This window comes from Rhodoferax bucti, from assembly GCF_005876985.1.
GTDB lineage: Bacteria > Pseudomonadota > Gammaproteobacteria > Burkholderiales > Burkholderiaceae_C > Allorhodoferax > Allorhodoferax bucti.
Window position 1 is genome coordinate 217,764 of sequence record NZ_VAHD01000004.1, and the last position, 23,518, is coordinate 241,281.

The window sequence follows — 23,518 nt, forward strand, 5'->3', positions numbered from 1 at the left end:
CTCAAACTCTGAGTTCAAGGCTGAATTCTCTCAGCTACCCAAAGGATAAATCATGGTCGTCATTCGACTCGCTCGTGGTGGTGCAAAAGCCCGCCCGTTTTTCAATATCGTTGTTGCTGACAAGCGCACCCGTCGCGACGGCCGCTTCATCGAGCGTATCGGGTTCTACAACCCTATCGCCAAGGAAAACGAAGAAAGCATCCGTATTGCGCAAGACCGCTTGACCTACTGGAAGGGCGTTGGCGCACAGGCATCTCCTACCGTGGAACGCCTGATCAACCAAGCCGCTAAAAAAGCTGCTTAATGGTGTAACCGGCGTGCGTCGCTTGGCGCCGTACGCCGGTTGATATTCCCACCCATGCTCACAGGACTCGAAGTCGCCGAATTGCCGGCAGACGCCATCGAAGTCGGTCGCATTGCGGACGCTTGGGGTATCAAAGGCTGGTTCAAAGTCCTGCCTTACAGTGCTCATCCCGAAGCACTTTTTTCTGCGCGCCAGTGGTACTTGCTGCCTACTGAAAAAGGGGTAAAGCCTTTTTCTGGCACTGCGCTCATGGCGGTCAAAGAATCCAAAGTCCATTCTGACTCGGTGGTCGCTTGTGCGGCCGGCATTGAGGACAGGAATGGCGCCGAAGCCCTCAAAGGCTCCCGTATTTTTATCTCGCGCGCGACTTTCCCCAAAGCTGCTGCGGACGAGTTTTATTGGGTCGATCTGATTGGCTTGCAGGTGGTCAATCGCGAAGATGAGCCGCTGGGTGTAGTCCGTGAGCTGATGTCGACGGGGCCGCAAACGGTCTTGGTCATCGAAGCCATGCAGGACGGCAAACCGGTCGAACGAATGATTCCCTTCGTTTCTGCTTACGTTGACGACGTCAGTTTGGCCGACAAGACCATCCGCGTGGACTGGCAACTGGACTATTGAGGCGCCTGCTGTGCGCTTCGACATCATCACGCTTTTTCCCGAGCTGTTTGCGCCCTTGCTGACGGCAGGCATCACACGCCGCGCCTACGAGAGTGGTTTGATGGATGTGCACCTTCACAATCCCCGCGACTTCGCATCTGGCAATTACCGCCGGGTCGACGATCGTCCCTTCGGTGGCGGCCCTGGCATGGTGATGATGGCCGAGCCCTTGGAGGCTGCCTTGCTGGCGATTCGCGCGCAGCGCAGTGATGCCGCTCCTGTCGTACTGTTTTCCCCCATCGGTCAGCCCTTGCACCATGCTGCCGTGGAGCAATGGTCCCGCAGCGACGGCGCCATTTTGCTATGTGGCCGCTACGAGGGCATAGACCAGCGTTTTATCGACCGGTATGTGGATCTCCAGATCAGCCTCGGCGACTTCGTGTTGTCGGGTGGAGAGATCGCTGCCATGGCGTTGTTGGATGCGGTGGCGCGTCTGCAGCCGGGCGTGCTGTCTGATGCAGATAGCCATCACCAAGATAGCTTCAACCCCGCGTTGGACGGCTTGCTGGATTGTCCGCACTACACCCGTCCGGAGGAGTGGTCCGGCATGCCGGTACCCCCGGTGTTGATGTCGGGCCACCATGCGCGTATTGAGGAGTGGCGGCGTGCCCAGCGCCTGCAATTGACGGCAGCGCATCGTCCGGATATTTTGGAGGCTGCCCGGAGTCAGGGGCTCATTACCGCCAAGGAAGAGCGGATGTTGCAGGCCAAGGATTGAATTGGCTATAATCGAGGGCTAACCGATCCTCTGCCCGGCCAGATAACAAACTTTTTTGGGTTTGATATTGGCGCCAATTCCGGTGCCGGCGCGAGCAAGATCACGAAGGAAACTATGAGCAACATCATCCAAGCGCTCGAGCAGGAAGAAATCGCCCGCCTCGGCAAAACAATCCCCGAATTCGCACCCGGCGACACCGTTGTCGTGAGCGTGAACGTGGTTGAAGGTAACCGCAAGCGCGTGCAGGCTTACGAAGGCGTGGTTATCGCCAAGCGTAACCGTGGCCTGAACAGTGGCTTCATCGTGCGCAAGATCTCCAGCGGCGAAGGCGTGGAACGTACATTCCAAACCTACTCTCCTCTGATCGCCAGCATCGAAGTCAAGCGTCGTGGTGACGTGCGTCGTGCCAAGCTGTACTACCTCCGTGACCGTAGCGGCAAGTCTGCTCGTATCAAGGAAAAGCTGCCAGCGAAGAAGACTGCTGCGTAATCTGCTGCAAGTTCTTTGTGAAAGCCGCCCCGGTGTCAAGCTGTGGCGGCTTTTTTCATGGGAAGCAAACTTGACTACCTCCGCCCGCACATTGCCTGCCTTCGATCCACGCCGCGTTCCCGTGTTGGAAGTAGGCCGCCACTTGCCTGCAGTGTCTGCCGCAGCGCTCCTGCCGGATGCTTTGCGACAGCGGTTCAGGCACCCTCCGGTCTGGTCCCCTGAGCTTCGTGCAGAGTTCAAGTTTTCGGAACGGGAGCCAGCCCATGCCTCCGTGCTGATCCCCATTGTGTTGCGCGAGCAACCCATGGTGTTGCTCACCCAGCGCACCGCCCATCTTTCAAGCCACTCTGGGCAGGTTGCCTTTCCGGGGGGCAAGGCCGACGCTACGGACGTAGATGCGGTCGCCACCGCCTTGCGCGAGGCGCAGGAAGAGGTAGGCTTGAACCCCGCATCCGTCGAAGTGCTGGGAATTTTGCCCCACTACACCACGGGCAGTGCCTTCATCGTGACCCCAGTGGTGGCATTGGTGGAGCCCTCCATCCAACTCACGCCCAACCCGGATGAGGTCGCCCATCTGTTTGAGGTGCCCTTGAGTTTTTTGATGAACCCCGCCCACCACCGCCGTCATCGCATGCAATGGGAGGGGGCCAGCCGCGAGTGGTATTCCATGCCGTATGAAGCGCAGGGCATGGAGTGGTTCATCTGGGGCGCGACGGCTGGCATGTTGCGCAACTTCTACCACTTCTTGCGTGCCTGAGCGGGCGCATCGCTGGGTATGATCGGTCCATGAGCTTCATCTCCATATTGCTGGCGCTGTTGTTGGAGCAGGCCAAGCCCCTGCCGCAGATCAATCCGGTGCACAACACCGTGCGCAACTGGGTCCGCTGGGTCTTGCGCAACTTCGATGCAGGCGCCACTCCCCATGCCTGGTTGGCGTGGTGCCTGGCCGCCTTGGGGCCTGCCTTGATCGTGTTGGCGGTGCACTGGTTGCTGATCTGGCAGCTCGGGTGGATTGCGGCAGCTGTGTGGAACGTAGTCATTCTGTATGCGACCTTGGGCTTTCGCCAGTTCAGCCACCATTTCACCCTGATCCGGGACGCCTTGCTCGCAGGTGATGAGGCCGCGGCACGCGCTGCCTTGGCCAGCTGGAAGCGCATGGATGCCAGTGAGTTGCCTCGTAGTGAAATTGTCCGCCACGTGATCGAGCACTCGGTGTTGAGCGCGCACCGGCATGTGTTTGGCGTGTTTGTCTGGTATTCCATCCTCGCTGCTTTGGGCCTGGGTCCGGCTGGCGCGGTGTTTTACCGCGTCACCGAGTATTTGGCCGTGTTTGCCAAGCGTGCCCCCAAGCCTGAGCTTCCACCGGTGAGCGATGCGGTGCGCGAGCGGGCTTTGCGTGCATGGGAAGCCATCGACTGGCTCCCGGCCCGTGTCACGGCCCTGAGTTTTGCATTCGTTGGCAGTTTTGAAGATGCGGTGGACAGCTGGCGCCGGCATGAGGCGGCCCACCCCTTGGACAACGATGGCGTGGTGCTGGCGGCCACGGCCGGTGCGGTCAATGTCCGTTTGGGCGAAGAGGTGGACGCCGCAGCCCTCACGCCCGAGCCGGCCCACCTGCGGGCGGTGGTTGGCCTCGTGTGGCGCACCGTGGTGATGTGGATGGTGTTCCTGGCCCTGCTGTCGCTGGCACGCCTGATCGGCTGATTCCGGCGGGTTGCCAACAAGCCCAGCTAGTGGCTAGTACCGGGTTTGGGATAGCTCGGCAAATAAATCGCTATAAATTTTGTAGCGGTTAGCGCTGATTCCACCTGCGCCAGAGGCCTCTTTCATTTGATTTAATACGCCGCAGCCGGGTTCATGCAGATGGCTGCAGTTGTAAAACTTGCAGTCACCCGCGTGGGCCTTGATGTCAGGCATCAAACCGGCCAGGTGCATGGGGTCAATGTGGTTGAGCCCGAATTCCTGGAAGCCTGGTGAATCAATCACTGCTGTGGTTTTGGCCTCGTCCACCCAATACAGGCTGGTACTGGTAGTGGTGTGTTTGCCCGAATTCAGGGCGGTAGAGATTTCATTGGTCAACACGTCGGCATGCGGCAGCAGCCGGTTGATGAGCGTGCTTTTGCCGGAGCCCGAGGGGCCGAGCACCAGGGTGGTTTTGCCCTGCATCAGCTCCAGCAACAGCGCCAGTTCGGTGGCGGGCGCGCCTTCCGCCTTGGGCTTGAGTGCCAAGGGCAGCAGGGTGTAGCCCATGTTGCGGTAGATGCCCAGCCGGTCCCACGCCCGCCCGAAGGGCTCTGCCAAATCGCTCTTGTTCAAGGCGATGATGGGGCGGATGCGCTCGGCCTCTGCGGCAATCAAGGCCCGTGACAGCTGGCTCTCCGAAAACTCGGGCTCTGCCGCGATCAAAATCAGCACCTGGTCGAGGTTCGCGGCAAATGACTTGGTGCGGATTTCGTCCTGCCGGTAAAACAGGTTACGCCGGGGCAGCACCTTTTCAATGGTGCCTTCATCCTGCGTCGCCTTCCAGAGCACTTGGTCGCCCACCACGGTGACGCTCTTCTTTCCGCGGGGGTGGCAGATCAGGCGACGGCCATCGGGTGTTTCTACCCACACATGGCGTCCATGGCCCGCCACGACCAAGCCGGGTTCAAGCAGGTGCTGATTCAAAGGGCGGTACTCATGCGGTGGTGCCAGCCGGGCTCGTAGCCGTGCCGATGAGTGCATCCACCAGCGCGGCGCACTCAAAGTCAGAGCGGGATACACCCTGCACGTCATGGGTGTTGAAGCGCACGCTGCAGCTGCTGTAGGTGAGCAAGAGTTCAGGATGGTGATCCTGCTGTTCTGCAATGTAGGCGACCGCGTTCACAAAGGCCATGGTCTTGAGAAAGTTCTCGAAGCGGTAGGTCTTTTCGATGGCGACATCCGCGCCGTCACCATAGAGCTTCCAGCCTTCGGTTTTGGCGAGGCTTGCTATGATTTGTGTAGCTGTTAGCGCAGTTCTGGCGGGGGCTGAAGGCATATTTTTATCAATTCAAGCAGTGGCGAGGACGGGGGCGGCGGCAGGCATACGGGCCAGTCGCTCGGGAGCCGGAGGGTGGGAATAGTAAAACTTCACGTACACCGGATCGGGGGTGAGGGTGGACGCATTGTCCTTGTACAGCTTGAGCAGCGCGGATGAGAGCGCTGCACCATTCGCGTGGGCCACGGCGTAGGCATCGGCTTCGAATTCGTGCTTGCGGGAGAGCTGGGCAAACAAGGGACCGGTGAAGCTGCCGGCCAGCGGCAGGACCATCATGAACAAGAGCAGGGCCAGTGCATCGTTGCTCCCTGTCATGTTCGGGCCAACTCCCAGCCCGGTGTAGAACCATGCCTGTTGACTGACCCAGCCCAAAAGCGCAAACGCCAGCAGGCTCAGGCCGAACAAGGACACCATGCGCTTGGTAATGTGGCCGTATTTGAAGTGGCCGAGTTCGTGGGCCAGCACGGCATCCACTTCGTCAGGGTTCAGCTGCGCCAGCAAGGTGTCGTAAAACACCACCCGCTTGGAAGCCCCGAAGCCGGTGAAGTAGGCGTTGGCATGGGCGCTGCGCTTGCTGCCGTCCATCACGTAAAAGCCTTTGGAAGTGAATCCGCAGCGCGCCATCAAGGCGGATACGCGCTCTTTCAAGGTGGCGTCTTCCAGCGGTTTGAATTGGTTGAATAGCGGCGCAATCCACGTGGGGTACACCAGCATCATCAAGACGCTAAAGCCCATCCAGAGGCTCCAGGTCCACAGCCACCAGAGGCTGCCGGTAGCACCCATGACCCACAGGGCCAGAGCGGCAAGGGGCAGACCGATCAATGCACTGAAAAACAAGCCTTTGGCGGCGTCGATCAACCAGAGTTTGGGTGTCATGCGGTTGAACCCGAAGCGCTGCTCCAGCACAAAGGTGCGGTACAGGGAGAAGGGCAGGTCGATGATGGAGCCGATGATGGAAAACCCCAGCAGCAAAGCCAGTTGCTGCGGCAGGGCGCTGCTGAATTGGCCATCGAACCACGCCAGTAGCGTCTGGTTCAGCGTGTGCAAACCGCCCATCAGGGTCCAGCCCAGCAAGACGGCTGTGCCCCACGCCAGCTCCAAGAGTCCCAGGCGGGCTTGGGCGATGGTGTAGTCCGCCGCTTTCTGGTGGTCTGCCAGTGCAATGTGGTCGGCGAAGGGCGCAGGCACGGCGTTGCGGTGGCGGGCCACATGGCGCACTTGGCGGCTGGCCAGCCAGAATTTCAGCACGACGCTGGCGACCAGGGTGACAGCGAAAAAGAAGCTCATCCACAGGGATGGCGAGAATTCAAACGGGGTGTCTTGCATGGCGGCAGAGTTTAGGCCATCGGCGACAATGGCGGCATGGCTGAACAAAACTCCCCCATCGCGCCCGTGCTCATCAAATCCGACAAAAACCTCGTCTGGCTGGATTGTGAAATGACGGGTCTGGAACCTGAAACCGACCGCCTGCTAGAAATTGCAGTGATCGTGACCGACCCGCACCTGGGCCAGCGGGTCGAAGGCCCGGTGTTTGTGATTCACCAGTCGGACGCCCAGCTCGACAAAATGGACGCCTGGAACAAAGGCACGCATGGCAAGAGCGGCTTGATCGACAAGGTCAAGGCATCTACCGTGACGGAAGCCGAAGCCGAGGCAGCCCTGATTGCGTTTTTGGCTCAATATGTGCCCGCAGGAGTGTCGCCCATGTGTGGCAACACCATCGGGCAGGACCGGCGCTTCCTGGTCAAGTACATGCCCAAGCTGGAAGCCTTCTTCCACTACCGTAACCTCGACGTCAGCACCCTCAAGGAGCTGGCCAAGCGCTGGAAGCCCGAAGTGGCCGAGTCCTTCAAAAAGCAGCAGAAGCACACGGCATTGGCGGATGTCAACGAGTCCATTGAAGAGTTAGCACACTACCGTGAGCACTTTTTGAAATTAAATTAGGTATAAACCCGAATCCATGCCATAATCGTGGGCTTCGCAGGTAACGCTAGTTAGCGGCTTGCGAGATTTGTACATCTCCCTTCATTCACCGGGCACGCTTTTTCAAAGCGATATACGCCCCCAGCACTGAAATACACCCCTTGGCGGGTCAGAGCAGGTTCCGTTTGATGGTTGATGTTTTTTAACCATTGACGGAGCAGCCGCACAACTTGCGGTGCTTTCGTGTGAGAAAAAATATGACTGACGCTTTTGAAGTGACAGGCGAATTCGCGCCTGCCGAAAACCTTTCCGTTTCCGCAACTTCTGTGGAATCCAACGCACCCACCGCCGTGGAAACAGAGGCTGTTGAAGCTGCTGCCCCTGAGGCTCCCAACGGTTTTGTGGAGCTGGGTCTGGCCCCCGCGCTGGTGCAAGCTTGTAAAGATCTGGGCTACACCCAACCTACCACCGTGCAACAAAAGGCCATTCCTTTGGCCATGGCCGGTGTGGGTTCCGAAAAAGCTGGCAAGTTTGTCGACCTGATGGTGTCCAGCCAGACCGGTTCCGGCAAGACCGCTGCGTTCCTGTTGCCCGTGTTGCACACTTTGTTGACCCAGCAAGCCGAAGCGGAAGAAGCTGAGCGCGCTGAATACGAACAAGCTTGCGCTGACGCTGCCGCCAAAGGCGAGCCTGCTCCCAAGCGCGCCAAGCGCAAAGACCCCACCAACCCCCGCAACTTCAAGGCTCCTACTCCTGGCGCCCTGATCGTTTGCCCCACCCGTGAACTGGCCCAGCAAGTCGCGCACGACGCCATCGACCTGGTGCAGCACTGCCGTGGTCTGCGCGTGGCCAACATCGTGGGCGGCATGCCTTACCAGTTGCAAATTGCCAAGCTGCAAAACGCCAACCTGGTGGTGGCGACTCCCGGCCGTTTGCTGGACCTGCAACGCTCCATGCAAATCAAGCTGGACCAAGTCCAGTTCCTGGTGGTGGACGAAGCCGACCGCATGTTGGACCTGGGCTTCTCCGATGACCTGGCTGAAATCAACCAGCTCACCATCGACCGCAAGCAGACCATGATGTTCAGCGCCACGTTCGCGCCCCGCATTCAGCAACTGGCTGCCCGCGTGATGCGTGAACCCCAGCGCGTGACTATCGACAGCCCGCAAGAAAAGCACGCCAACATCAAGCAAGTGCTGTTCTGGGCTGACAACGCCCAGCACAAGCGCAAGCTGTTGGACCACTGGTTGCGTGACACCACCATCAACCAAGCCGTGGTGTTCGCCAGCACCCAAATCGAGTGCGATGGCTTGGCCAACGACCTGCAGCAAGACGGCTTCTCTGCAGTGGCCCTGCACGGCGCCCTGAGCCAGGGTCTGCGCAACCGCCGCCTGATGGCTTTGCGTCAAGGCCAAGTACAGATTCTGGTGGCGACTGATGTGGCTGCCCGTGGTATCGACGTGCCTACCATCACCCACGTGTTCAACTTCGGTCTGCCCATGAAGGCGGAGGACTACACCCACCGTATCGGCCGTACCGGTCGTGCGGGCCGTGATGGTCTGGCTGTGACATTCGCTGAGTTCCGCGATCGTCGCAAGATTTTCGACATCGAAGCCTACAGCCGCCAGCCGATCAAGCCCGAGACTATTCCCGGCTTGGAACCCCAGCAGCGCGCTCCTGAGTCACGCCCCAGCTTTGGTGGCCGTGGCCGTGGCGGCGACTTCCAGCCTCGCGAACGCAAGTTCGGCGGCCCACGTGAAGGCGGCTTCGGTGGCGGTCAGCGCGATGGCGCTCCCCGTGAAGGCGGTTATGGCCAAGTGCGTGGTTTCGGCGGACGCCCTGAAGGCGGTGGCAACCGTGGCTTTGGCGAAAACTCCCGCGACTTCGGTGGTGCAGCCCGTGAAGGCTTCAGCTACGAACGCAAGGGTGGTTTTAACGACCGTTTTGCCGGCCAAGGCGCTCCCCGCGGTGATGCACGTCCTCCCCGTGGTGACTTCCAACCCCGTGGCGATTTCGGCGCTCCTCGCGGTGACTTTGGTGCACCCCGTGGTGATTTCGCAGCCCGCAAGCCCGCTTTCGGCAAGCCCGCCGGTTTTGCCAAGCCTGGCAATGGCGGCAAGGTGTTTGTGCCCCGTGACGCCAAAAAGCGCCCTGCACGCAACTTCGATTAATCTGACATTCGTCGGATAACAAAAAAGCCCCGCGGCGCAAGCCGGCGGGGCTTTTTTACATCAGTCCCCGCTCGTGCGGGCGCAAGGGTCAGGCCATGCCGTTGCGGCTGGCCAGCTCCACAAACAAGCCGGCATGGTCCAGGTCCGACAGGCCGTGCTCAATGCCGTCGGCATACAGTTTTTCAAACAAAGCGGTAATCGGCGCGTCAAAGCCCACCTCGGCGGCAGTGGCCAAGGCGTTACGCAAGTCCTTGATTTGCACCGTCATGCGCGCGCGCGGGGCAAAGTCGCGGTCCACCATGCGCTGGCCATGCACTTGCAGGATGCGGCTGTCTGCAAAACCGCCGGTAATGGCTTCTTTCACCTTGCCCATATTCGCGCCGCCGCGTTCACAGAGCAGCAGGGCCTCCGCCACGATGCCGATGGTGGCCCCCACAATCATCTGATTGGCGAGTTTGGTGAGTTGACCCGAGCCGATGGGGCCCACATGGGTGGGGCGGCCGAAGATTTTGAGCACCGGCATGGCACGCTCAAAGTTGGCTGCCTTGCCGCCGGCCATGATGGCGAGCGTGCCTTGCTCGGCCCCCAGCGTGCCGCCGGAGACGGGAGCGTCCAGGTAGTCCACGCCCCGCTCGCTCAGGCGGGCGGCATGGTCGCGGGCTTCCACAGGCTTGATGGATGACATGTCGACCAGCAGCGTGCCATGCCGGATGGCGTCTGCTGCGCCCATGTCAAACAGCACATGGCTGACGACACCGCCGTGGTCCAGCATGGTGATGACCATATCGGCTTCGGCGACGGCATGGATGGGGGAGGTGTGAACGGTAGCGCCGAAAGCAGAGAGCCGCTCGGCTTTGGCAGGGGTGCGGTTCCACACATGGACGGTGTGCCCGGCTTCACAGAGGCGGCGCCCCATGGGAAACCCCATGAGACCGATGCCGAGAAGTGCTATTTTCATGGTGTCAGTGTGCTCCTGCACCTGAGAATAGCGCCGCCCTGTGGGAGGGGCAGAGGGTTTGTACCGTGAAGGCTGTCGAGGCGCTGACAGCCCTCACGGCGGGCGGCCCAGCCGCCTTACATCAACAGGTGCTCGCCTGCGTTGTCGCCACCGAGCGTGACATAGTTCACCTTGCGGATGTCCATGAGCTTCTTGCCGCCGGCGTAGCTGATGGAGCTCTGCACGTCCTGCTCCATCTCAATCAGCGTGTCGGCCAGCTTGCCCTTGATGGGTTCCAGAATGCGCTTGCCTTCGACGTGCTTGTATTCGCCCTTGTTGAAGTCGCTGGCCGAGCCGTAGTACTCCTTGAACATGGCGCCATCCACTTCCACCGTTTTGCCGGGGGACTCTTCGTGGCCCGCAAACAGGGAGCCGATCATGACCATGCTCGCGCCGAAGCGGATGCTCTTGGCAATGTCACCATGGCTGCGGATGCCGCCATCGGCAATGATGGGCTTGGTGGCCACACGGGCACACCACTTGAGCGCGCTGAGCTGCCAGCCGCCGGTGCCGAAACCAGTCTTGAGTTTGGTGATGCACACCTTGCCCGGGCCCACGCCGACTTTGGTGGCATCCGCACCCCAGTTTTCGAGGTCGATCACCGCCTCGGGTGTGGCCACGTTGCCGGCAATCACAAAGCTGCCGGGCAGGTGTTTCTTGAGGTAGATGATCATGTCGCGCACGCTGTCGGCATGGCCGTGGGCGATGTCGATGGTGATGTACTCGGGCGTCAGGCCCAGGGCCACCAGCTGGTCGACAGTCGCGTAGTCCGGTTTTTTGACGCCCAGAGAGATGGAGGCGAACAAGTCTTTGGCGTGCATGTCCTGCACAAACTTGACGTTGTCCAGGTCAAAGCGGTGCATCACGTAAAAGTAGCCGTTTTGGGCCAGCCATTCGCAGATGGACTCGTCCACCACGGTTTTCATGTTGGCAGGCACCACCGGCAGGCGGAACTTGCGGCTGCCCAGCTCCACGCCGGCATCGCATTCAGAACGGCTCTCCACCCGGCATTTGCGGGGCAGCAAGAGGATGTTGTCGTAGTCAAAAATTTCCATGGTTCCCAAGCTCCTATCCAAAGTTTCAATACAAAACACTGAGCACTTGGACTGGCACCGGCCATAAAAAAACCGGGTGCCAATTGCTTGGGCCCGGTGCTTGATTGTAGAAAGGTTGCGGCCAGCGCGGTATATGAATTTGCATATGGCCACTACAACGCCATGCGCAAGAGCCAGTGGAGGGCCGGTGGCAGCGCCGGCCTTTCTACAATCGCTGCATGCATTCTTTAGCCGCCGCTGGCACCACTCCCCCCCTGTTACACAACCTGAACCCCGAGCAGCTGGCCGCTGTGACGCTGCCGGCTGAGCACGCGCTCATTCTGGCGGGGGCTGGTTCCGGCAAAACGCGGGTGCTCACCACCCGCATCGCCTGGCTGCTGCAAAACGGCTACGTGTCGCCGGGTGGCATTCTGGCGGTGACGTTTACCAACAAAGCCGCCAAGGAAATGATGACGCGGCTCAGTGCCATGTTGCCGGTGAATGTGCGCGGCATGTGGATAGGTACCTTCCACGGCTTGTGCAACCGCTTCCTGCGTGCACATTACAAAAACGCCGGCCTGCCGCAGGCCTTCCAGATTCTGGATACGCAAGATCAGCTCTCCGCCATCAAGCGGCTGTGCAAGCAGTACAAGATCGACGACGAGCGCTTTCCCCCAAAGCAAATGGCCTGGTTCATTGGCAACTGCAAGGAAGAGGGCCTGCGCCCCAAGGACGTAGTGGCCAGCGATCCGGATACGCGCAAGAAGATCGAGATTTACCAGCTCTACGAAGACCAGTGCCAGCGCGAAGGCGTGGTGGACTTTGGCGAGCTGATGCTGCGCTCTTACGAGCTGCTGCGCGACAACGCGCCTATCCGCGAGCACTACCAGCGGCGCTTCCGCCACATCTTGATCGACGAGTTCCAGGACACCAACAAGCTGCAATACGCCTGGATCAAGATGATCGCTGGCGTGGGGCAGGGCGGTAGTTTTGAGGGCGGTGGTTCGGTGCTGGCGGTGGGCGATGACGACCAGAGCATTTACGCCTTCCGCGGCGCGCGCGTCGGCAATATGACGGACTTTGTGCGCGAGTTCGCGGTGCGCCAGCAGATCAAGCTGGAGCAGAACTACCGCAGCTACAGCAACATTCTGGACAGCGCCAACGCGCTCATCAGCAATAACAGCCGCCGCCTGGGCAAGAACTTGCGCACCGACCAAGGGGCGGGTGACCCGGTGCGGGTGTATGAGGCGCCCAGCGACTTTGCCGAGGCGCAGTGGATGGTGGACGAGATGAAGCAACTCATCCGCGACGATGTGCCGCGCTCGGAAATTGCCGTGCTCTACCGCAGCAACGCGCAAAGCCGGGTGATTGAAACCGGGCTGTTCAATGCCGGTATTCCCTACCGTGTGTATGGCGGACTGCGCTTTTTCGAGCGGGCTGAAATCAAGCACGCGCTGGCCTACCTGCGCCTGTTAGAGAACCCCAACGACGACACCAGTTTTCTGCGGGTCGTGAACTTCCCGGCGCGCGGCATCGGTGCGCGCAGCATCGAGCAGTTGCAGGACCTGGCCCGCGCCACGGGCTGCTCGCTGCACGATGCGGTGAGCACACTCACTGGCCGCCCCGGCGCCGTGATTGCCGGCTTTGTGGCCAAGCTGGACGTGATGCGCGAGCAGACGGCCAACCTGAATCTCAAAGACATCATCAAGCTCATGCTGGAACACAGCGGCCTGCTGGAGCACTACCGTAACGAGCGCGAAGGCGAAGACCGCGTCGAGAACTTGGACGAACTGGTCAATGCTGCCGAAAGCTTTGTCATGCAGGAAGGCTTCGGCCGCGAAGCCCCCGGCATGGCGCCGCTGGTCAGCAGTCCCGAGGCCTTGTTGAGCCAGAGCCCGGCCAGCCAGGGTTTGAGCGGCGATGCACTGGCAGCTACGCCAGATGAATTCGGCGACACCGGCGAAACCCTCTCGCCCCTGCAGGCCTTCCTGACCCACGCCGCGCTTGAAGCGGGCGACAACATGGCCGCCGCCGGGCAGGACGCCATTCAGCTCATGACGGTGCACTCCAGCAAGGGCCTGGAATTTGACTGCGTGTTCATCACCGGCATGGAAGAGGGCCTGTTCCCCCACGAAAACTCCATGAGCGACCACGACGGTCTGGAGGAAGAGCGCCGCCTGGCCTACGTGGCCATCACCCGCGCGCGCAAGCGCCTGTACCTCAGCCACTCGCAGACGCGCATGCTGCACGGGCAGACGCGCTACAACCTCAAAAGCCGCTTCTTCGACGAGCTGCCCGAGGAATGCCTCAAGTACCTCACGCCCAAGCAGCAGGCCATGCCCTCAGGTGCCGGTATGGGTGGTGGCATGGGCGGCGGTTTTGGCGGTGGAGGCTATGGCGGCTCCGGCAACAGCTGGGGTGGCGGGGGCTATGCTACAAATTCAGGAGCTGCTCGCGCATATTCCACGGGCGCAAGAAGCACTTTTGGCACTTATTCTGCCCCGCAGAAGGAAGTGGTGCGCAAAGAAGAACCCACCGGCCTGCGCAAGGGGCAAAAGGTGTTCCACGCCAAGTTCGGCGAGGGCACCGTGCTCACGCTGGAAGGCGCCGGCGACGACGCACGCGCGCAGATCAACTTCCCCCGCCACGGCACCAAGTGGCTCGCCCTGAGCGTGGCCAAACTCACGCCCCTACCGTGACACTTTCCTTGACTTTCTGGAGGCCCCGATGAGTCCGGACATTGCCAGCACCCCACCGGCGCCGTACTACGCTGTCATCTTCACCAGCCTGCGCACTGCTGTTGATGAGGGCTATGGCGACATGGCCGAGAAGATGGTGGCACTCGCCGCACAGCAGCCCGGCTTTCTGGGCGTGGAGTCCGCGCACGAAGGGCTGGGTATCACCGTGTCGTACTGGAAAAACCTCGAATCCATCCGCGCCTGGAAGGCCCATGCCGAGCACCAGGTCGCCCAGCAGCTGGGCCACGAAAAGTGGTACGCAGCCTTCAAGACCCGCATTGCCAAAGTCGAGCGGGATTACAGCTTTTAGCGATCTCTGCGCTGGAAATAAAAAAGGCCTGTCAAAGACAGGCCTCTCGCAACAAACAGCCGCTTCAGCGCTTAGCGGGCCTTGCGTCGACGCGCTACAGCACCCATCAGGCCTAGGCCTGCCAGCAGCAATGCATAAGTTTCTGGCTCGGGGACAGCGCTTACCGAAATGTTATCCAGTGCGGGGCCAGCCGCGCCGCTGGTCAGGCTGGCAAAGCTCAGGGTCGTGCTGGTGCTTACCGCAGCAAACTGGGTGGTGTAAGTGGTCCAGCCCATGTTGGCATAAGACTTCCCCGTGGTGTCAAAGGTGTAGGTGCCCGTGGGTCCCAAGTTGACCGACAGGCCTTTGATGGCTGGGCCAGCGGCAGCGTTGCCAGCTAAGTCAAAAGACAGGGAGTAGGTTTGGCCGATCACGGTATGCAGCACCTGCGAAATCACGCCTTTGCCGAGGCCGTTCAGATCCAGGCTGTTCCGGCCATTTGAAGCGGTCCACAAAGTGCTCACCAGGTCCACCGAGCGAAGATTCACTGTCCAGCCCGTAAGACCTTGTCCTGCAGATGTAAAGGTGTCAAAACCGTTGGCAGTGTTGACAACCGATTGGGCTTCAAAGCTGCCGTTCGCCACCAAATTGGTAGATTGAGCGTGGGCCGAACCGGCTACCAGCGCAACTGCCAGAGCGATCGAATGCAAATTTTTCATAGAGGTCCCTGAGTTTTTTAGAGGCGCTTAGAACGATGCAGCATTGCGCTTGCGGCGCACTGCGGCGCCGACCAGGCCCAAGCCTGCGAGCAACATGGCAAACGACTCTGGCTCTGGAACTGCGGAGACCGAGATGTTGTCTAGCGCCATGCCGTAAGGAGACTCTTGCAATCCAGTGAAATGCAAAGTGCTTTGACCGCTCACGGCTTGAAAGACAAAGGACTTGGTGGTCCAGCCCATGTTCGCGTGGTTTTTCCCTGTAGTGTCAAATTCGTAGATAGGCTGTTGGCTCATGCCCACTTGCAGATATTTGGTCGTGTCGGGGCCGTCCGGGTTGCCGGCCATGTCGAAAGACACCTTGTATGTTTGACCGACCACGGTCGCAAAACTCTGGGAGATCGTGCCATCGTCTGCACCGCTGAGATCCAGGCTGTAGTGGCCCTGGGAGGCAGTCCAGTACTTGTTGATCAGGTCCACGGAACCTGCAGCGATGGTCCATCCAGTCAAAGCATTGCTGCCAGCGGACAGCGTGCTGAAACTGCCTGTAAAGTTGAGGCTGTTCGACTCAAAACTGCCGTTGACAATGAGGTTAGGCGCTGCAGATGCAAAAGGTGCGAGAGCAACAAAGGCCACGCCAGCCAACCATTTTTTAGTACTGTTCATCGCTTATCCCTGAAAAGATGCGCGGCCGACGGCCACTTTTCTACCCCGTGATTGTCTCGCCAGTAACCCTCTATTGGCGATAGTCCGTCCGGACTACCTTTTGACGGGATGTGTCTGTAGGCACTGAAGATCTGCGTGTCTAGCTATAAAAAAATAGCGACCTGTCCGGGGGGAGGTCGCTATTTTGGAACGATGGGGCCGCTTGCAGCCCTGTGGACACGGTGGCTTAGCTGCCGATCACGCCGCCGTCCGCCTTGCGGATCACTACGGTGGCAGAGCGTGGGCGTCCGTTGGCCTTTTTCTCGGGCCAGTTGGACACGGCGCGCGGGTTCTTGGGGTCGCTCACTTCGTTGGCAGGCTCACCGGGGTGCTGGATGTTGACGAACATGGTTTTGCCGTCTGGTGTGCCGGTAGCACCGGTGATTTCGCAGCCTGCAGGGCCCACCAGGAAGCGGCGGGCTTCGCCAGTGCGCACGTCGGCGGCCAGCATCATGTTGTTGCCGAAGTTCTTCAGGTCGCCCTTGCCCATGGAGGAGGTGGACATGTCGCACTGGATCCACAGCACGCCACGGCCATCAACCCACAAACCATCCGGGCAGGAGAACATGTCGCCCTTGATGTTGCCCTTGGCATCTGCGCGCTCCAGGGAGGGGTCGCCAGCCATGATGAAGTGGTTCCAGGCGAAGGTGGTGCCAGCGAAGTCGCCATCTTCCTTCCAACGGATGATGTTGCCCTGGGTGTTGTTCACGCGGGGGTTGGCAGCGTCCACGCCGGGCTGTTTGTCGCCACCGCGGTTGCTGTTGTTGGTCAGCGTGGTGTAGACCCAGCCTTGCTTGTCGACGGCGATCCACTCGGGGCGGTCCATCTTGGTGGCGCCCAACAGGTCGCTGGCCTGGCGTGCCTTGATCAGCACTTCGCCCTGGTCGGCAAAGCCGTTGGCAGCTGTCAACGGGCCTTGGCCGTGGGTCAAAGCAATCCACTGACCCTTGCCGTCTGCATTGAACTTGGCCACGTACAGGGTGCCGTGGTCGAGCAGGGTGGCGTTGGCAGCAGCGCCGCCGGGTTTGATGGCGTCGCGGCTGACGAACTTGTAGATGTACTCAAAGCGGGAGTCTTCACCCATGTACACCACAGCACGGTTGTCCTTGGTGACAGCTACGGTGGCGCCTTCGTGGGCTGCGCGGCCCATGGCAGTGCGCTTCATGGGGGTGGAGCTGGGGTTGTAGGGGTCGATTTCCACGATCCAGCCGAAGCGGTTGGGTTCGTTCGGGGTCTTGGTGGCATCAAAGCGGGCGTCGTGCTGGTGCCAGTTGTAGCCGCCGCCACCTTTCTTCAGGCCCCAGCGCTTGTCGTGTTCAGTGAGGCTGTCGCCGCCGCTGAAATAGTTGATGAAGTTTTCTTCCGAGGTGAGGTAAGTGCCCCATGGCGTGATGCCGCTGGCGCAGTTGTTGATGGTGCCCAGCACCACACGACCGGAGGGGTCTGCCGCTGTCTTGAGCATGGCGTGACCGGCTGCAGGGCCGCTGAGTTCCATGCGGGTGTTGGAAGTGATGCGGCGTGCCCAGGGAGAGGGCTTGACCACTTCCCACTTGCCGCCTTTTTCTTCCACTTCAAAAATCGACACGCCATGGGCGGCCTGGGACTTGCGCACTTTTTCCAGGTTCCAGTTGTCGGTGCCGTCGGTGAACAGCAGGCCGTGGTCCACATACTCGTGGTTCATGGCCAGCAGGCCGCTCTTGGAGCCTTCTTGCACAAAGTAGTGGATACCGTCGTGGTTCATGCCGAACTGGGTTTCCTGGTGCGCGGCGGTGTTGCTGGCGTCGTCCTTGAACGCGTGGTTTTCGCCGGACATGCCGACCGGGTCGCCCCAAGGGGCAATCACTTGCACGGTGTAGCCCTCGGGCACGGTCACGGTGTCGGCCGTGGACACGGCCACGCTCTTGAAGCCCAGCACAGCGCCGCCGGCCATGCCGGTGGTGGCGCAGCCGGTCAGGGCCGCAGCGCCGCCAATGGCGCTCAAGGGGGCGAAAAAGCTGCCGGCCAATGCGCCCAGGCCACCGCGCAGGATGGTGCGGCGTGCTGGGTCAGACACTTCGTGAATGCTGGGGTTGGAAGAGCTGTTGCTGTCTTCCATCAAGGAAAAGTCTTTTGCCATCGTGGTGCTCACTGAAAGTGGAATAAACGGCTCTGCCGGATGGCAGGCTGCAGCCGAGTTTTTATCCGCGTCAGATGACGGTTCAGTGACAGACTTTTGACGTGCGCGCATCCGGATGCGGCACGTGCCTCACCCCAGAGGGGGTATTCAGGTGCCTGAGGAAACAGCCGCCGGGTGCATCTGCCCGGGCTTGTCTTCCATGTAGCCCTTGCCGTCTTTCACGCCCTTTTTGCCCATGCGTTGCCAGGCGGTTTGCTGGTTGACGAGTTGGGCCAGAAACTCCAGCTCCTCATCGGTGTGGTTGATGGCTTTGGCCGGGGTGAGCAGGCGGCCTTCTTTGGCTTGTACCTCGCCCCAGAAGGCCTGGTGGTAGTCCGAGCGGCTTGTGACGCGGTCGCGCCCGGCGCTCATATCTACCGTGCCATAGCAGTTGCAGAAGTAGCTGCGGTCGCCCTGGTCGGCAAACACCTCGGTGTACACCCCGGTGCCGCGAATGCCGGCGGTCAGGGTGGGGGTGATGATGCGGCGGTTGCTGCCGCTGCCCCACACACTGATGACGGCGCCGTTGATCAGGCGCAGCACGCTCACCAGATTGAGGCTGGCGCCGCGCTCGACCGACAAGGTGCTGTTTTGCCGCACATGGAACGAGGAGTTGCCGATCACAAAAATCAGGCTGGAACCCGGGCCGGTGGTGATCTCATCCCCGGTCTGGATGGCCTGCTCGGGCCGCAAGCGGCTGCCGTTCAGCAGGGCATCGCCTACCAGTTGCACGATGTTGCTGCGGTTTTGCGCGTGGGCTGCCGCAGCGCCCCCCATGGCGGTCCAGGCAGCAGCGGCCTGCAGAAAGCTGCGGCGCTGGAACCAGGTGACTTCCGCATCGCTGCGGCCGTGGAGGGTGTGCTGTGTCATGGGGTGTCTCCGGCAGGGGCTTGAAAGCAATCGCGGAAGGTGAAGTAAAACGAGGTGAAAAACATCGCCGCCATCGCCAGTCCGACGGGAAACAGTATCACGTTGATCAGCTCCACGTTGCCCAACAGGCTCACCAGCACCGCCACAGCGGTGGCTACGCCCAAAAAGGCCGCCATCCACACCAGGCCGAACACGGTGAACGCCCAGAAATTGCGCAAGCAGGCCACCGCGCTGAAAAACAAGCTTTTGACCGGCGAAATACCATGCCAGTGCACCAGGGCCGGTGCGTGCCAGAACAGCAGCGACAGCGGCAGGTACAGCACCATGGCCACCAAGGCGGCGGTTTGGAAGTCGCCTTGCATCACCACCTCGGGCGAGAGTTCGCCGCCCAGCAGGTACACCCGTGCGAACTGGCCCCCGTCTACCGTGGCAGAAATGCCCATCAGCAAAATAAAGCCCACGGCATACAGCACGCCCAGCACCACCATGGACTGCAGCCGCTCTTTGCCCGCCCGAAAGCCCGCCAGCAAGACTTGCGGCATGGGGAACTGGCCTTGCTCCGCAATCTCGGTCGCGGCCATGAGGCCCAGGGTGGCAGCCGGTAGCAGGGCGAGGGCGATGGGGGTACCGATAACCGGCAGCAGGCTCAACGCAGACACAGCGGCCATGAACATAAAAAACAGGCCGGTGAAGGCCAGCGGCTGCTTCAAGAAGGTGCGCACACCTTGCTGGAACCACACCACTCCTTGGCGGGCGGGAACAATCTGGAGTTTCATGCGCTCTGGGTTTCCGGGTTGAACAGGGTGTCCAGTGTCAGGGGATGTGCAATGCGCTGCTGCAGCACACGCTCAAAGTGGGTCGGGTCGTGGGGTTTGAGCATGCTGGCCTCGCGGGGTAAGTACCAGTCCCACAGGCGGGAGAGCCAGAAACGCAGCGCCCCGGCGCGCAGCATGGCGGGCAGCAGCTCACGCTCCTGGGCGCTGAGCTGGCGCACGCCTTCGTAGGCTTGCACAAAGGCGCGGCTGCGCTCCAGGTCCGCACGGCCGGTGGGCAGGTCGATGCACCAGTCGTTCAGGCACACCGCCAAATCAAACAGCCAAGTGTCGGTGCCGGCAAAGTAGAAGTCGAAGAAACCACTCAGGCGGGGCTCGCCAGCGATGGTTTCAAACATCACGTTGTCGCGGAACAGGTCGGCGTGGATGGCGCCACGGGGCAGGGCGGTGTAAGCGCTTTGAGCCGCCACGTGGTTTTGGTAGGCCAGCTCGCTCTGGATCAGTGCGGCTTGTGGCGCCTCCAAGTGGGGCAGCACCACGGGCACGGTGTCGTTCCACCAGGGGAGCGCCCGCAAGTTGGGCTGTTGCATGCCGAATTCCCGGCCGGCCAGGTGCATGCGCGCCAGCATGGCGCCGACCTGGCGACAGTGCTCCACGCCGGGTGCCAGTTCACTCTTGCCTTTGAGGCGGTTGACCACCGCTGCGGGCTTGCCATTGAGGCTATGGAGCACATCGCCATCGCGGTTGGCGGCCGGGTCCGGCACCGGAATGCCATGGAAGGCCAGGTGCTTCATCAGCCGCAGGTAGTAGGGCAGCTGCTCGGCCGTGAGCCGCTCAAACAGGGTCAGCACATAGGGCGCCTGGTCGGTGGTGACGAAGTAATTGGTGTTCTCAATGCCGCCGGAGCAGCCCTCCATGGTTTGGAGAGTGCCCAGTTGCAGGGAGGAGAGGAAAGTGCTGGCCTCGTCGAGCGAGACCTCTGTGTAAACCGCCATGCCGCTAATTGTAGGGTGCCGGGGCACTCCGGTTTGAGGGAGGCCTTGCCCTGCGCGGGGCACAATATCCGCCGCCGGGCCGCCCCAAGGCGGATGCGCCCCCTCGGGGGGCAGCGACCCGCGAAGTGGCGGAGCGTGGGGGCACAATACCTTTATGACCGAATCCAAGAAAACCCTGCTGCTGGTGGATGGCTCCAGCTACCTGTACCGTGCCTTTTTTGCTGGTGGCGACAGCATGAGCGTGACGCTGCCGGACGGCACTGCCCAGAAAACCGGTGCGGTGCGCATCATGATCAACATGATGAATAGCCTGCGCAAGGAATACCCGGCCGACTACGTGGCCTGTGTGTTCGATGCCAAAGGCCCCACCTTCCGGGACGAGATTTACCCCGAGTACAAAGCCCACCGCGACCCTATGCCCGACGACCTGCGCAGCCAGATCGCGCCCATCCACGAGATCGTGCGCCTGCTGGGTTGGAAGGTGCTGGATGTGCCCGGCGTGGAAGCCGATGACGTGATCGGCACGCTGGCGGCCACCGCCGCCTCGCAAGGCATTGAGGTGATTGTGAGCAGCGGCGACAAAGATTTGGCGCAGCTGGTGAACGAGCACATCACCATCATCGACACCATGAACGGCAAGCGCCGCGATCTGGCCGGGGTGGAAGCCGAGTTCGGCGTGCCCGCCCGCCTGATGTTGGACTACCAGACATTGGTGGGTGACACCGTGGACAACGTGCCTGGCGTGGCCAAGGTCGGCCCCAAGACGGCGGTGAAGTGGCTGCAGCAATACGGCTCGCTGCAAGGCGTGGTGGACAACGCCGCCAACATCGGCGGTGTGGTGGGCGAGAACCTGCGCAAGGCGCTGGACTGGCTACCCACTGGCCGCACGCTGCTCACCATCAAAACCGACTGCGACCTCACGGGTTGGGTCGAAGGTTTGCCTGCTATGGATTCGATAGCTGCTGGCGCACAGGATACGGGCGCTCTGCGTGCTTTTTATGAGAAATACGGCTTCAAGGGGCTGGCCAAGGCTGTGGGGGGCGGTGATACCGCTGCCGCACCCGTGGCAAGTGCAGCGGCGCCCCGCAATGCAGAGCCGGGTCTGTTTGACGAGCCTGTTGAGCCGGCAGGTGCCCCCACACCGCGTGCCAGTACGCTGGAATACGAAACCATCTTCACCTGGGAGGCGCTGGACGCTTTGCTGGCGCGATTGGGCAGTGCCGCACTGACCGCGCTGGATACCGAGACCACCTCGCTGGATGAAATGCGTGCCGAGATTGTGGGCATCAGCTTCAGCACCGAGCCCGGTAAAGGCGCTTACATCCCGGTGGCACACCGCTACCCTGGCGCGCCCGAGCAGTTGGACCGCAATGCGGTGCTGGCCAAGCTCAAGCCCTGGCTGGAGAATCCCGCTGCCCAGAAGCTGGGCCAGCACATCAAGTACGACCGCCACGTGTTTGCCAACCACGGCATCGAGGTGCAGGGCTACGCCCACGACACCATGCTGCAAAGCTATGTACTCGAAGCCGACAAACCGCACGGCCTGAGCAGCCTGGCCCAGCGCCACCTTGGCCGCAGCGGCATCAGCTTTGAAGACCTGTGCGGCAAAGGCGTGAACCAGATCAGCTTTGACCAGGTGGACATTGCCAAGGCCGCTGAATACGCTTGCGAAGACTCGGACCAGACGCTGGACGTGCACCTGGCACTCTGGCCGCAGATTGAGGCCAACGACAAGCTGAAATTCATTTACGAGCTGGAGATCGCCAGCAGCGAAGCCCTGTACCGCATTGAGCGCAATGGCGTGCTGATCGACGCGCCTACGCTGGCAGCCCAAAGCCACGAGTTGGGCCAGCGCATTCTGCAACTCGAGACCGAGGCCTACGAGATTGCCGGTCAGCCCTTCAACCTGAGCAGCCCCAAGCAGCTGGGCGAAATCTTCTTCGACAAGCTGGGCATGCCAGTGGTGAAGAAAACTGCCACCGGTGCGCGCAGCACTGATGAAGAGGTGCTGGAGAAGCTGGCCGAGGATTACCCCTTGCCCGCCAAGCTGCTGGAGCATCGCGGCTTGGCCAAACTCAAAGGCACGTACACCGACAAGCTCGCCCTACTCGCACTGCCGCGTACGGGGCGGGTGCACACCCATTACGCACAGGCGGTGGCGGTCACCGGGCGCTTAAGCAGCAACGACCCCAACCTGCAAAACATTCCGATCCGCACCGCAGAAGGCCGCCGCGTGCGCGAGGCCTTTGTGGCACCGGCAGGCTGCGTGATTGCCAGCGCCGATTACAGCCAGATCGAGCTGCGCATCATGGCGCACATCAGCGACGACCCGGCGCTCTTGCGTGCCTTCCATGATGGGCTGGACGTGCACCGTGCCACTGCGGCCGAGGTGTTCGGTGTGCCGGTGGACCAGGTCACCAGCGAGCAGCGTCGCTATGCTAAGGTCATCAACTTCGGCTTGATTTACGGCATGAGTGCGTTCGGACTGGCACGCAACCTAGGCATCGACAACACGGCCGCCAAAAACTACATCCAGCGCTACTTCGAGCGCTACCCGGGCGTGAAGACCTATATGGAAACCACCCGGGCGCTGGCCCGGCAGCAGGGCTATGTGGAAACCGTGTTCGGCCGGCGCTTGCAGTTGGCCGGCATCCAGTCGGCCAAGGGGGCGCAACTGGCGGGGCTGGAGCGGGCGGCGATCAATGCGCCCATGCAGGGCACGGCGGCTGACTTGATTAAGTTGAGCATGGTCAAGGTGCAGCAAGCTTTGGATGCACACAATCGGGGCATCAAGATGATCATGCAGGTGCATGACGAATTGGTGTTTGAAGTGCCGGAGGCGGAGGTGGACTGGTTGCGCACCAAAATTCCGCGTTTGATGGCGGGTGTGGCGGAGCTCAAGGTGCCTTTGTTGGCCGAAGTAGGGGTTGGCCCCAATTGGGACAAGGCCCATTAACGCCGAGTA

Annotated in this window: 22 protein-coding genes; 11 read left to right on the forward strand and 11 right to left on the reverse strand. The window is 61.1% G+C overall.

Annotated features, from left to right (window positions below; genetic code table 11):
* Positions 1-52: 52 nt before the first annotated feature.
* The 6 genes from rpsP (at position 53) to FDM28_RS15535 (ending at position 3,872) form a co-directional block, all read left to right on the forward strand.
* A complete protein-coding gene (gene rpsP / locus FDM28_RS15510) occupies positions 53-304 on the forward strand; it encodes a 30S ribosomal protein S16 (RefSeq protein ID WP_087496910.1) in 252 nt (83 codons plus the stop codon).
* A 54-nt stretch (positions 305-358) separates the two neighbouring features.
* Positions 359-922: a ribosome maturation factor RimM gene (rimM, locus tag FDM28_RS15515; protein ID WP_138516736.1), complete on the forward strand. Its 564-nt coding sequence runs from the start codon at positions 359-361 to the stop codon at positions 920-922.
* A gap of 10 nt (positions 923-932) precedes the next feature.
* The gene (gene trmD / locus FDM28_RS15520; protein ID WP_138516738.1) at positions 933-1,679 is read left to right on the forward strand and encodes a tRNA (guanosine(37)-N1)-methyltransferase TrmD; all 747 of its coding nucleotides are present in this window, start codon (positions 933-935) and stop codon (positions 1,677-1,679) included.
* A 114-nt stretch (positions 1,680-1,793) separates the two neighbouring features.
* A complete protein-coding gene (rplS, locus tag FDM28_RS15525) occupies positions 1,794-2,168 on the forward strand; it encodes a 50S ribosomal protein L19 (RefSeq protein WP_138516740.1) in 375 nt (124 codons plus the stop codon).
* Between the two features lie 70 nt (positions 2,169-2,238).
* A complete protein-coding gene (locus FDM28_RS15530; RefSeq protein WP_138516742.1) occupies positions 2,239-2,925 on the forward strand; it encodes a CoA pyrophosphatase in 687 nt (228 codons plus the stop codon).
* 29 nt (positions 2,926-2,954) lie between these two features.
* Positions 2,955-3,872, forward strand: coding sequence for a cobalamin biosynthesis protein (locus FDM28_RS15535; RefSeq protein ID WP_138516744.1), 918 nt, complete (start codon positions 2,955-2,957; stop codon positions 3,870-3,872).
* 33 nt (positions 3,873-3,905) lie between these two features.
* Here FDM28_RS15535 and rsgA read toward each other — a convergent pair whose 3' ends face one another.
* Genes rsgA through FDM28_RS15550 form a run of 3 tightly spaced genes read right to left on the reverse strand, consistent with a single transcriptional unit; the run spans position 3,906 to position 6,513 of the window.
* Positions 3,906-4,835: a ribosome small subunit-dependent GTPase A gene (rsgA, locus tag FDM28_RS15540; RefSeq protein WP_240792037.1), complete on the reverse strand. Its 930-nt coding sequence runs from the start codon at positions 4,833-4,835 to the stop codon at positions 3,906-3,908.
* A 10-nt stretch (positions 4,836-4,845) separates the two neighbouring features.
* Positions 4,846-5,187, reverse strand: coding sequence for a 4a-hydroxytetrahydrobiopterin dehydratase (locus FDM28_RS15545; protein ID WP_138516748.1), 342 nt, complete (start codon positions 5,185-5,187; stop codon positions 4,846-4,848).
* Positions 5,188-5,199: 12 nt separating this feature from the next.
* Entirely contained in the window at positions 5,200-6,513 is a 1,314-nt protein-coding gene (locus tag FDM28_RS15550) for a M48 family metallopeptidase (RefSeq protein ID WP_206021985.1), read from the reverse strand.
* A gap of 36 nt (positions 6,514-6,549) precedes the next feature.
* Between FDM28_RS15550 and orn the strand changes: the two genes are divergently transcribed.
* Together orn and FDM28_RS15560 are read left to right on the forward strand one after the other, a co-directional pair.
* Positions 6,550-7,131, forward strand: a complete 582-nt coding sequence (gene orn / locus FDM28_RS15555; protein ID WP_138516750.1) for an oligoribonuclease — start codon at positions 6,550-6,552, stop codon at positions 7,129-7,131.
* A 236-nt stretch (positions 7,132-7,367) separates the two neighbouring features.
* Positions 7,368-9,281 carry a DEAD/DEAH box helicase gene (locus tag FDM28_RS15560; protein ID WP_138516752.1) on the forward strand — a complete coding sequence of 638 codons (1,914 nt, stop codon included), beginning with the start codon at positions 7,368-7,370 and terminating at the stop codon, positions 9,279-9,281.
* A gap of 88 nt (positions 9,282-9,369) precedes the next feature.
* Here FDM28_RS15560 and FDM28_RS15565 read toward each other — a convergent pair whose 3' ends face one another.
* Both FDM28_RS15565 and FDM28_RS15570 read right to left on the reverse strand, forming a co-directional pair.
* Complete coding sequence (locus tag FDM28_RS15565) at positions 9,370-10,239, reverse strand: NAD(P)-dependent oxidoreductase (RefSeq protein WP_138516754.1); 870 nt, start codon at positions 10,237-10,239, stop codon at positions 9,370-9,372.
* 116 nt (positions 10,240-10,355) lie between these two features.
* Complete coding sequence (locus FDM28_RS15570; protein ID WP_138516756.1) at positions 10,356-11,333, reverse strand: GMP reductase; 978 nt, start codon at positions 11,331-11,333, stop codon at positions 10,356-10,358.
* Positions 11,334-11,551: 218 nt separating this feature from the next.
* Here FDM28_RS15570 and FDM28_RS15575 point away from each other — a divergent pair, with 218 nt between their 5' ends.
* Both FDM28_RS15575 and FDM28_RS15580 read left to right on the forward strand, forming a co-directional pair.
* Positions 11,552-14,011 carry a UvrD-helicase domain-containing protein gene (locus FDM28_RS15575; RefSeq protein ID WP_138516758.1) on the forward strand — a complete coding sequence of 820 codons (2,460 nt, stop codon included), beginning with the start codon at positions 11,552-11,554 and terminating at the stop codon, positions 14,009-14,011.
* A 28-nt stretch (positions 14,012-14,039) separates the two neighbouring features.
* Positions 14,040-14,360 carry an antibiotic biosynthesis monooxygenase family protein gene (locus FDM28_RS15580; RefSeq protein WP_138516760.1) on the forward strand — a complete coding sequence of 107 codons (321 nt, stop codon included), beginning with the start codon at positions 14,040-14,042 and terminating at the stop codon, positions 14,358-14,360.
* Positions 14,361-14,431: 71 nt separating this feature from the next.
* On the opposite strand, the gene FDM28_RS18005 is transcribed toward FDM28_RS15580, so the two are convergent.
* The 6 genes from FDM28_RS18005 to FDM28_RS15610 form a co-directional block, all read right to left on the reverse strand.
* Positions 14,432-15,058: a choice-of-anchor C family PEP-CTERM protein gene (locus FDM28_RS18005; protein ID WP_138516864.1), complete on the reverse strand. Its 627-nt coding sequence runs from the start codon at positions 15,056-15,058 to the stop codon at positions 14,432-14,434.
* A gap of 27 nt (positions 15,059-15,085) precedes the next feature.
* Positions 15,086-15,721 (reverse strand): choice-of-anchor C family PEP-CTERM protein, encoded by a 636-nt coding sequence (locus FDM28_RS18010; protein WP_138516762.1) that lies wholly within the window; start codon positions 15,719-15,721, stop codon positions 15,086-15,088.
* A 226-nt stretch (positions 15,722-15,947) separates the two neighbouring features.
* Positions 15,948-17,876, reverse strand: coding sequence for a PhoX family protein (locus FDM28_RS15595; protein WP_138516764.1), 1,929 nt, complete (start codon positions 17,874-17,876; stop codon positions 15,948-15,950).
* 147 nt (positions 17,877-18,023) lie between these two features.
* A complete protein-coding gene (locus tag FDM28_RS15600) occupies positions 18,024-18,785 on the reverse strand; it encodes a FecR family protein (protein WP_138516765.1) in 762 nt (253 codons plus the stop codon).
* Entirely contained in the window at positions 18,782-19,561 is a 780-nt protein-coding gene (locus tag FDM28_RS15605) for a BPSS1780 family membrane protein (protein ID WP_138516767.1), read from the reverse strand. The genes FDM28_RS15600 and FDM28_RS15605 overlap by 4 nt, the downstream gene beginning before the upstream one ends.
* Positions 19,558-20,553 (reverse strand): homoserine kinase, encoded by a 996-nt coding sequence (locus tag FDM28_RS15610; protein ID WP_138516769.1) that lies wholly within the window; start codon positions 20,551-20,553, stop codon positions 19,558-19,560. Before FDM28_RS15610 ends, FDM28_RS15605 begins: the two co-directional genes overlap by 4 nt.
* 154 nt (positions 20,554-20,707) lie before the next feature.
* On the opposite strand from FDM28_RS15610, the gene polA reads away from it, so the two are divergent.
* Positions 20,708-23,509 (forward strand): DNA polymerase I, encoded by a 2,802-nt coding sequence (gene polA / locus FDM28_RS15620; protein WP_138516771.1) that lies wholly within the window; start codon positions 20,708-20,710, stop codon positions 23,507-23,509.
* Positions 23,510-23,518: the final 9 nt, after the last annotated feature.

Bases quoted from the DNA above. Each gene is read 5' to 3' on its own strand.
- rpsP (WP_087496910.1), top strand. From the start codon at position 53: ATGGTCGTCATTCGACTCGCTCGTGGTGGTGCAAAAGCCCGCCCGTTT.
- rimM (WP_138516736.1), top strand. From the start codon at position 359: ATGCTCACAGGACTCGAAGTCGCCGAATTGCCGGCAGACGCCATCGAA.
- rplS (WP_138516740.1), top strand. From the start codon at position 1,794: ATGAGCAACATCATCCAAGCGCTCGAGCAGGAAGAAATCGCCCGCCTC.
- FDM28_RS15535 (WP_138516744.1), top strand. From the start codon at position 2,955: ATGAGCTTCATCTCCATATTGCTGGCGCTGTTGTTGGAGCAGGCCAAG.
- FDM28_RS15545 (WP_138516748.1), bottom strand. From the start codon at position 5,187: ATGCCTTCAGCCCCCGCCAGAACTGCGCTAACAGCTACACAAATCATA.
- FDM28_RS15550 (WP_206021985.1), bottom strand. From the start codon at position 6,513: ATGCAAGACACCCCGTTTGAATTCTCGCCATCCCTGTGGATGAGCTTC.
- orn (WP_138516750.1), top strand. From the start codon at position 6,550: ATGGCTGAACAAAACTCCCCCATCGCGCCCGTGCTCATCAAATCCGAC.
- FDM28_RS15560 (WP_138516752.1), top strand. From the start codon at position 7,368: ATGACTGACGCTTTTGAAGTGACAGGCGAATTCGCGCCTGCCGAAAAC.
- FDM28_RS15565 (WP_138516754.1), bottom strand. From the start codon at position 10,239: ATGAAAATAGCACTTCTCGGCATCGGTCTCATGGGGTTTCCCATGGGG.
- FDM28_RS15570 (WP_138516756.1), bottom strand. From the start codon at position 11,333: ATGGAAATTTTTGACTACGACAACATCCTCTTGCTGCCCCGCAAATGC.
- FDM28_RS15575 (WP_138516758.1), top strand. From the start codon at position 11,552: ATGCATTCTTTAGCCGCCGCTGGCACCACTCCCCCCCTGTTACACAAC.
- FDM28_RS15580 (WP_138516760.1), top strand. From the start codon at position 14,040: ATGAGTCCGGACATTGCCAGCACCCCACCGGCGCCGTACTACGCTGTC.
- FDM28_RS18005 (WP_138516864.1), bottom strand. From the start codon at position 15,058: ATGAAAAATTTGCATTCGATCGCTCTGGCAGTTGCGCTGGTAGCCGGT.
- FDM28_RS18010 (WP_138516762.1), bottom strand. From the start codon at position 15,721: ATGAACAGTACTAAAAAATGGTTGGCTGGCGTGGCCTTTGTTGCTCTC.
- FDM28_RS15595 (WP_138516764.1), bottom strand. From the start codon at position 17,876: ATGGCAAAAGACTTTTCCTTGATGGAAGACAGCAACAGCTCTTCCAAC.
- FDM28_RS15600 (WP_138516765.1), bottom strand. From the start codon at position 18,785: ATGACACAGCACACCCTCCACGGCCGCAGCGATGCGGAAGTCACCTGG.
- FDM28_RS15605 (WP_138516767.1), bottom strand. From the start codon at position 19,561: ATGAAACTCCAGATTGTTCCCGCCCGCCAAGGAGTGGTGTGGTTCCAG.
- FDM28_RS15610 (WP_138516769.1), bottom strand. From the start codon at position 20,553: ATGGCGGTTTACACAGAGGTCTCGCTCGACGAGGCCAGCACTTTCCTC.
- polA (WP_138516771.1), top strand. From the start codon at position 20,708: ATGACCGAATCCAAGAAAACCCTGCTGCTGGTGGATGGCTCCAGCTAC.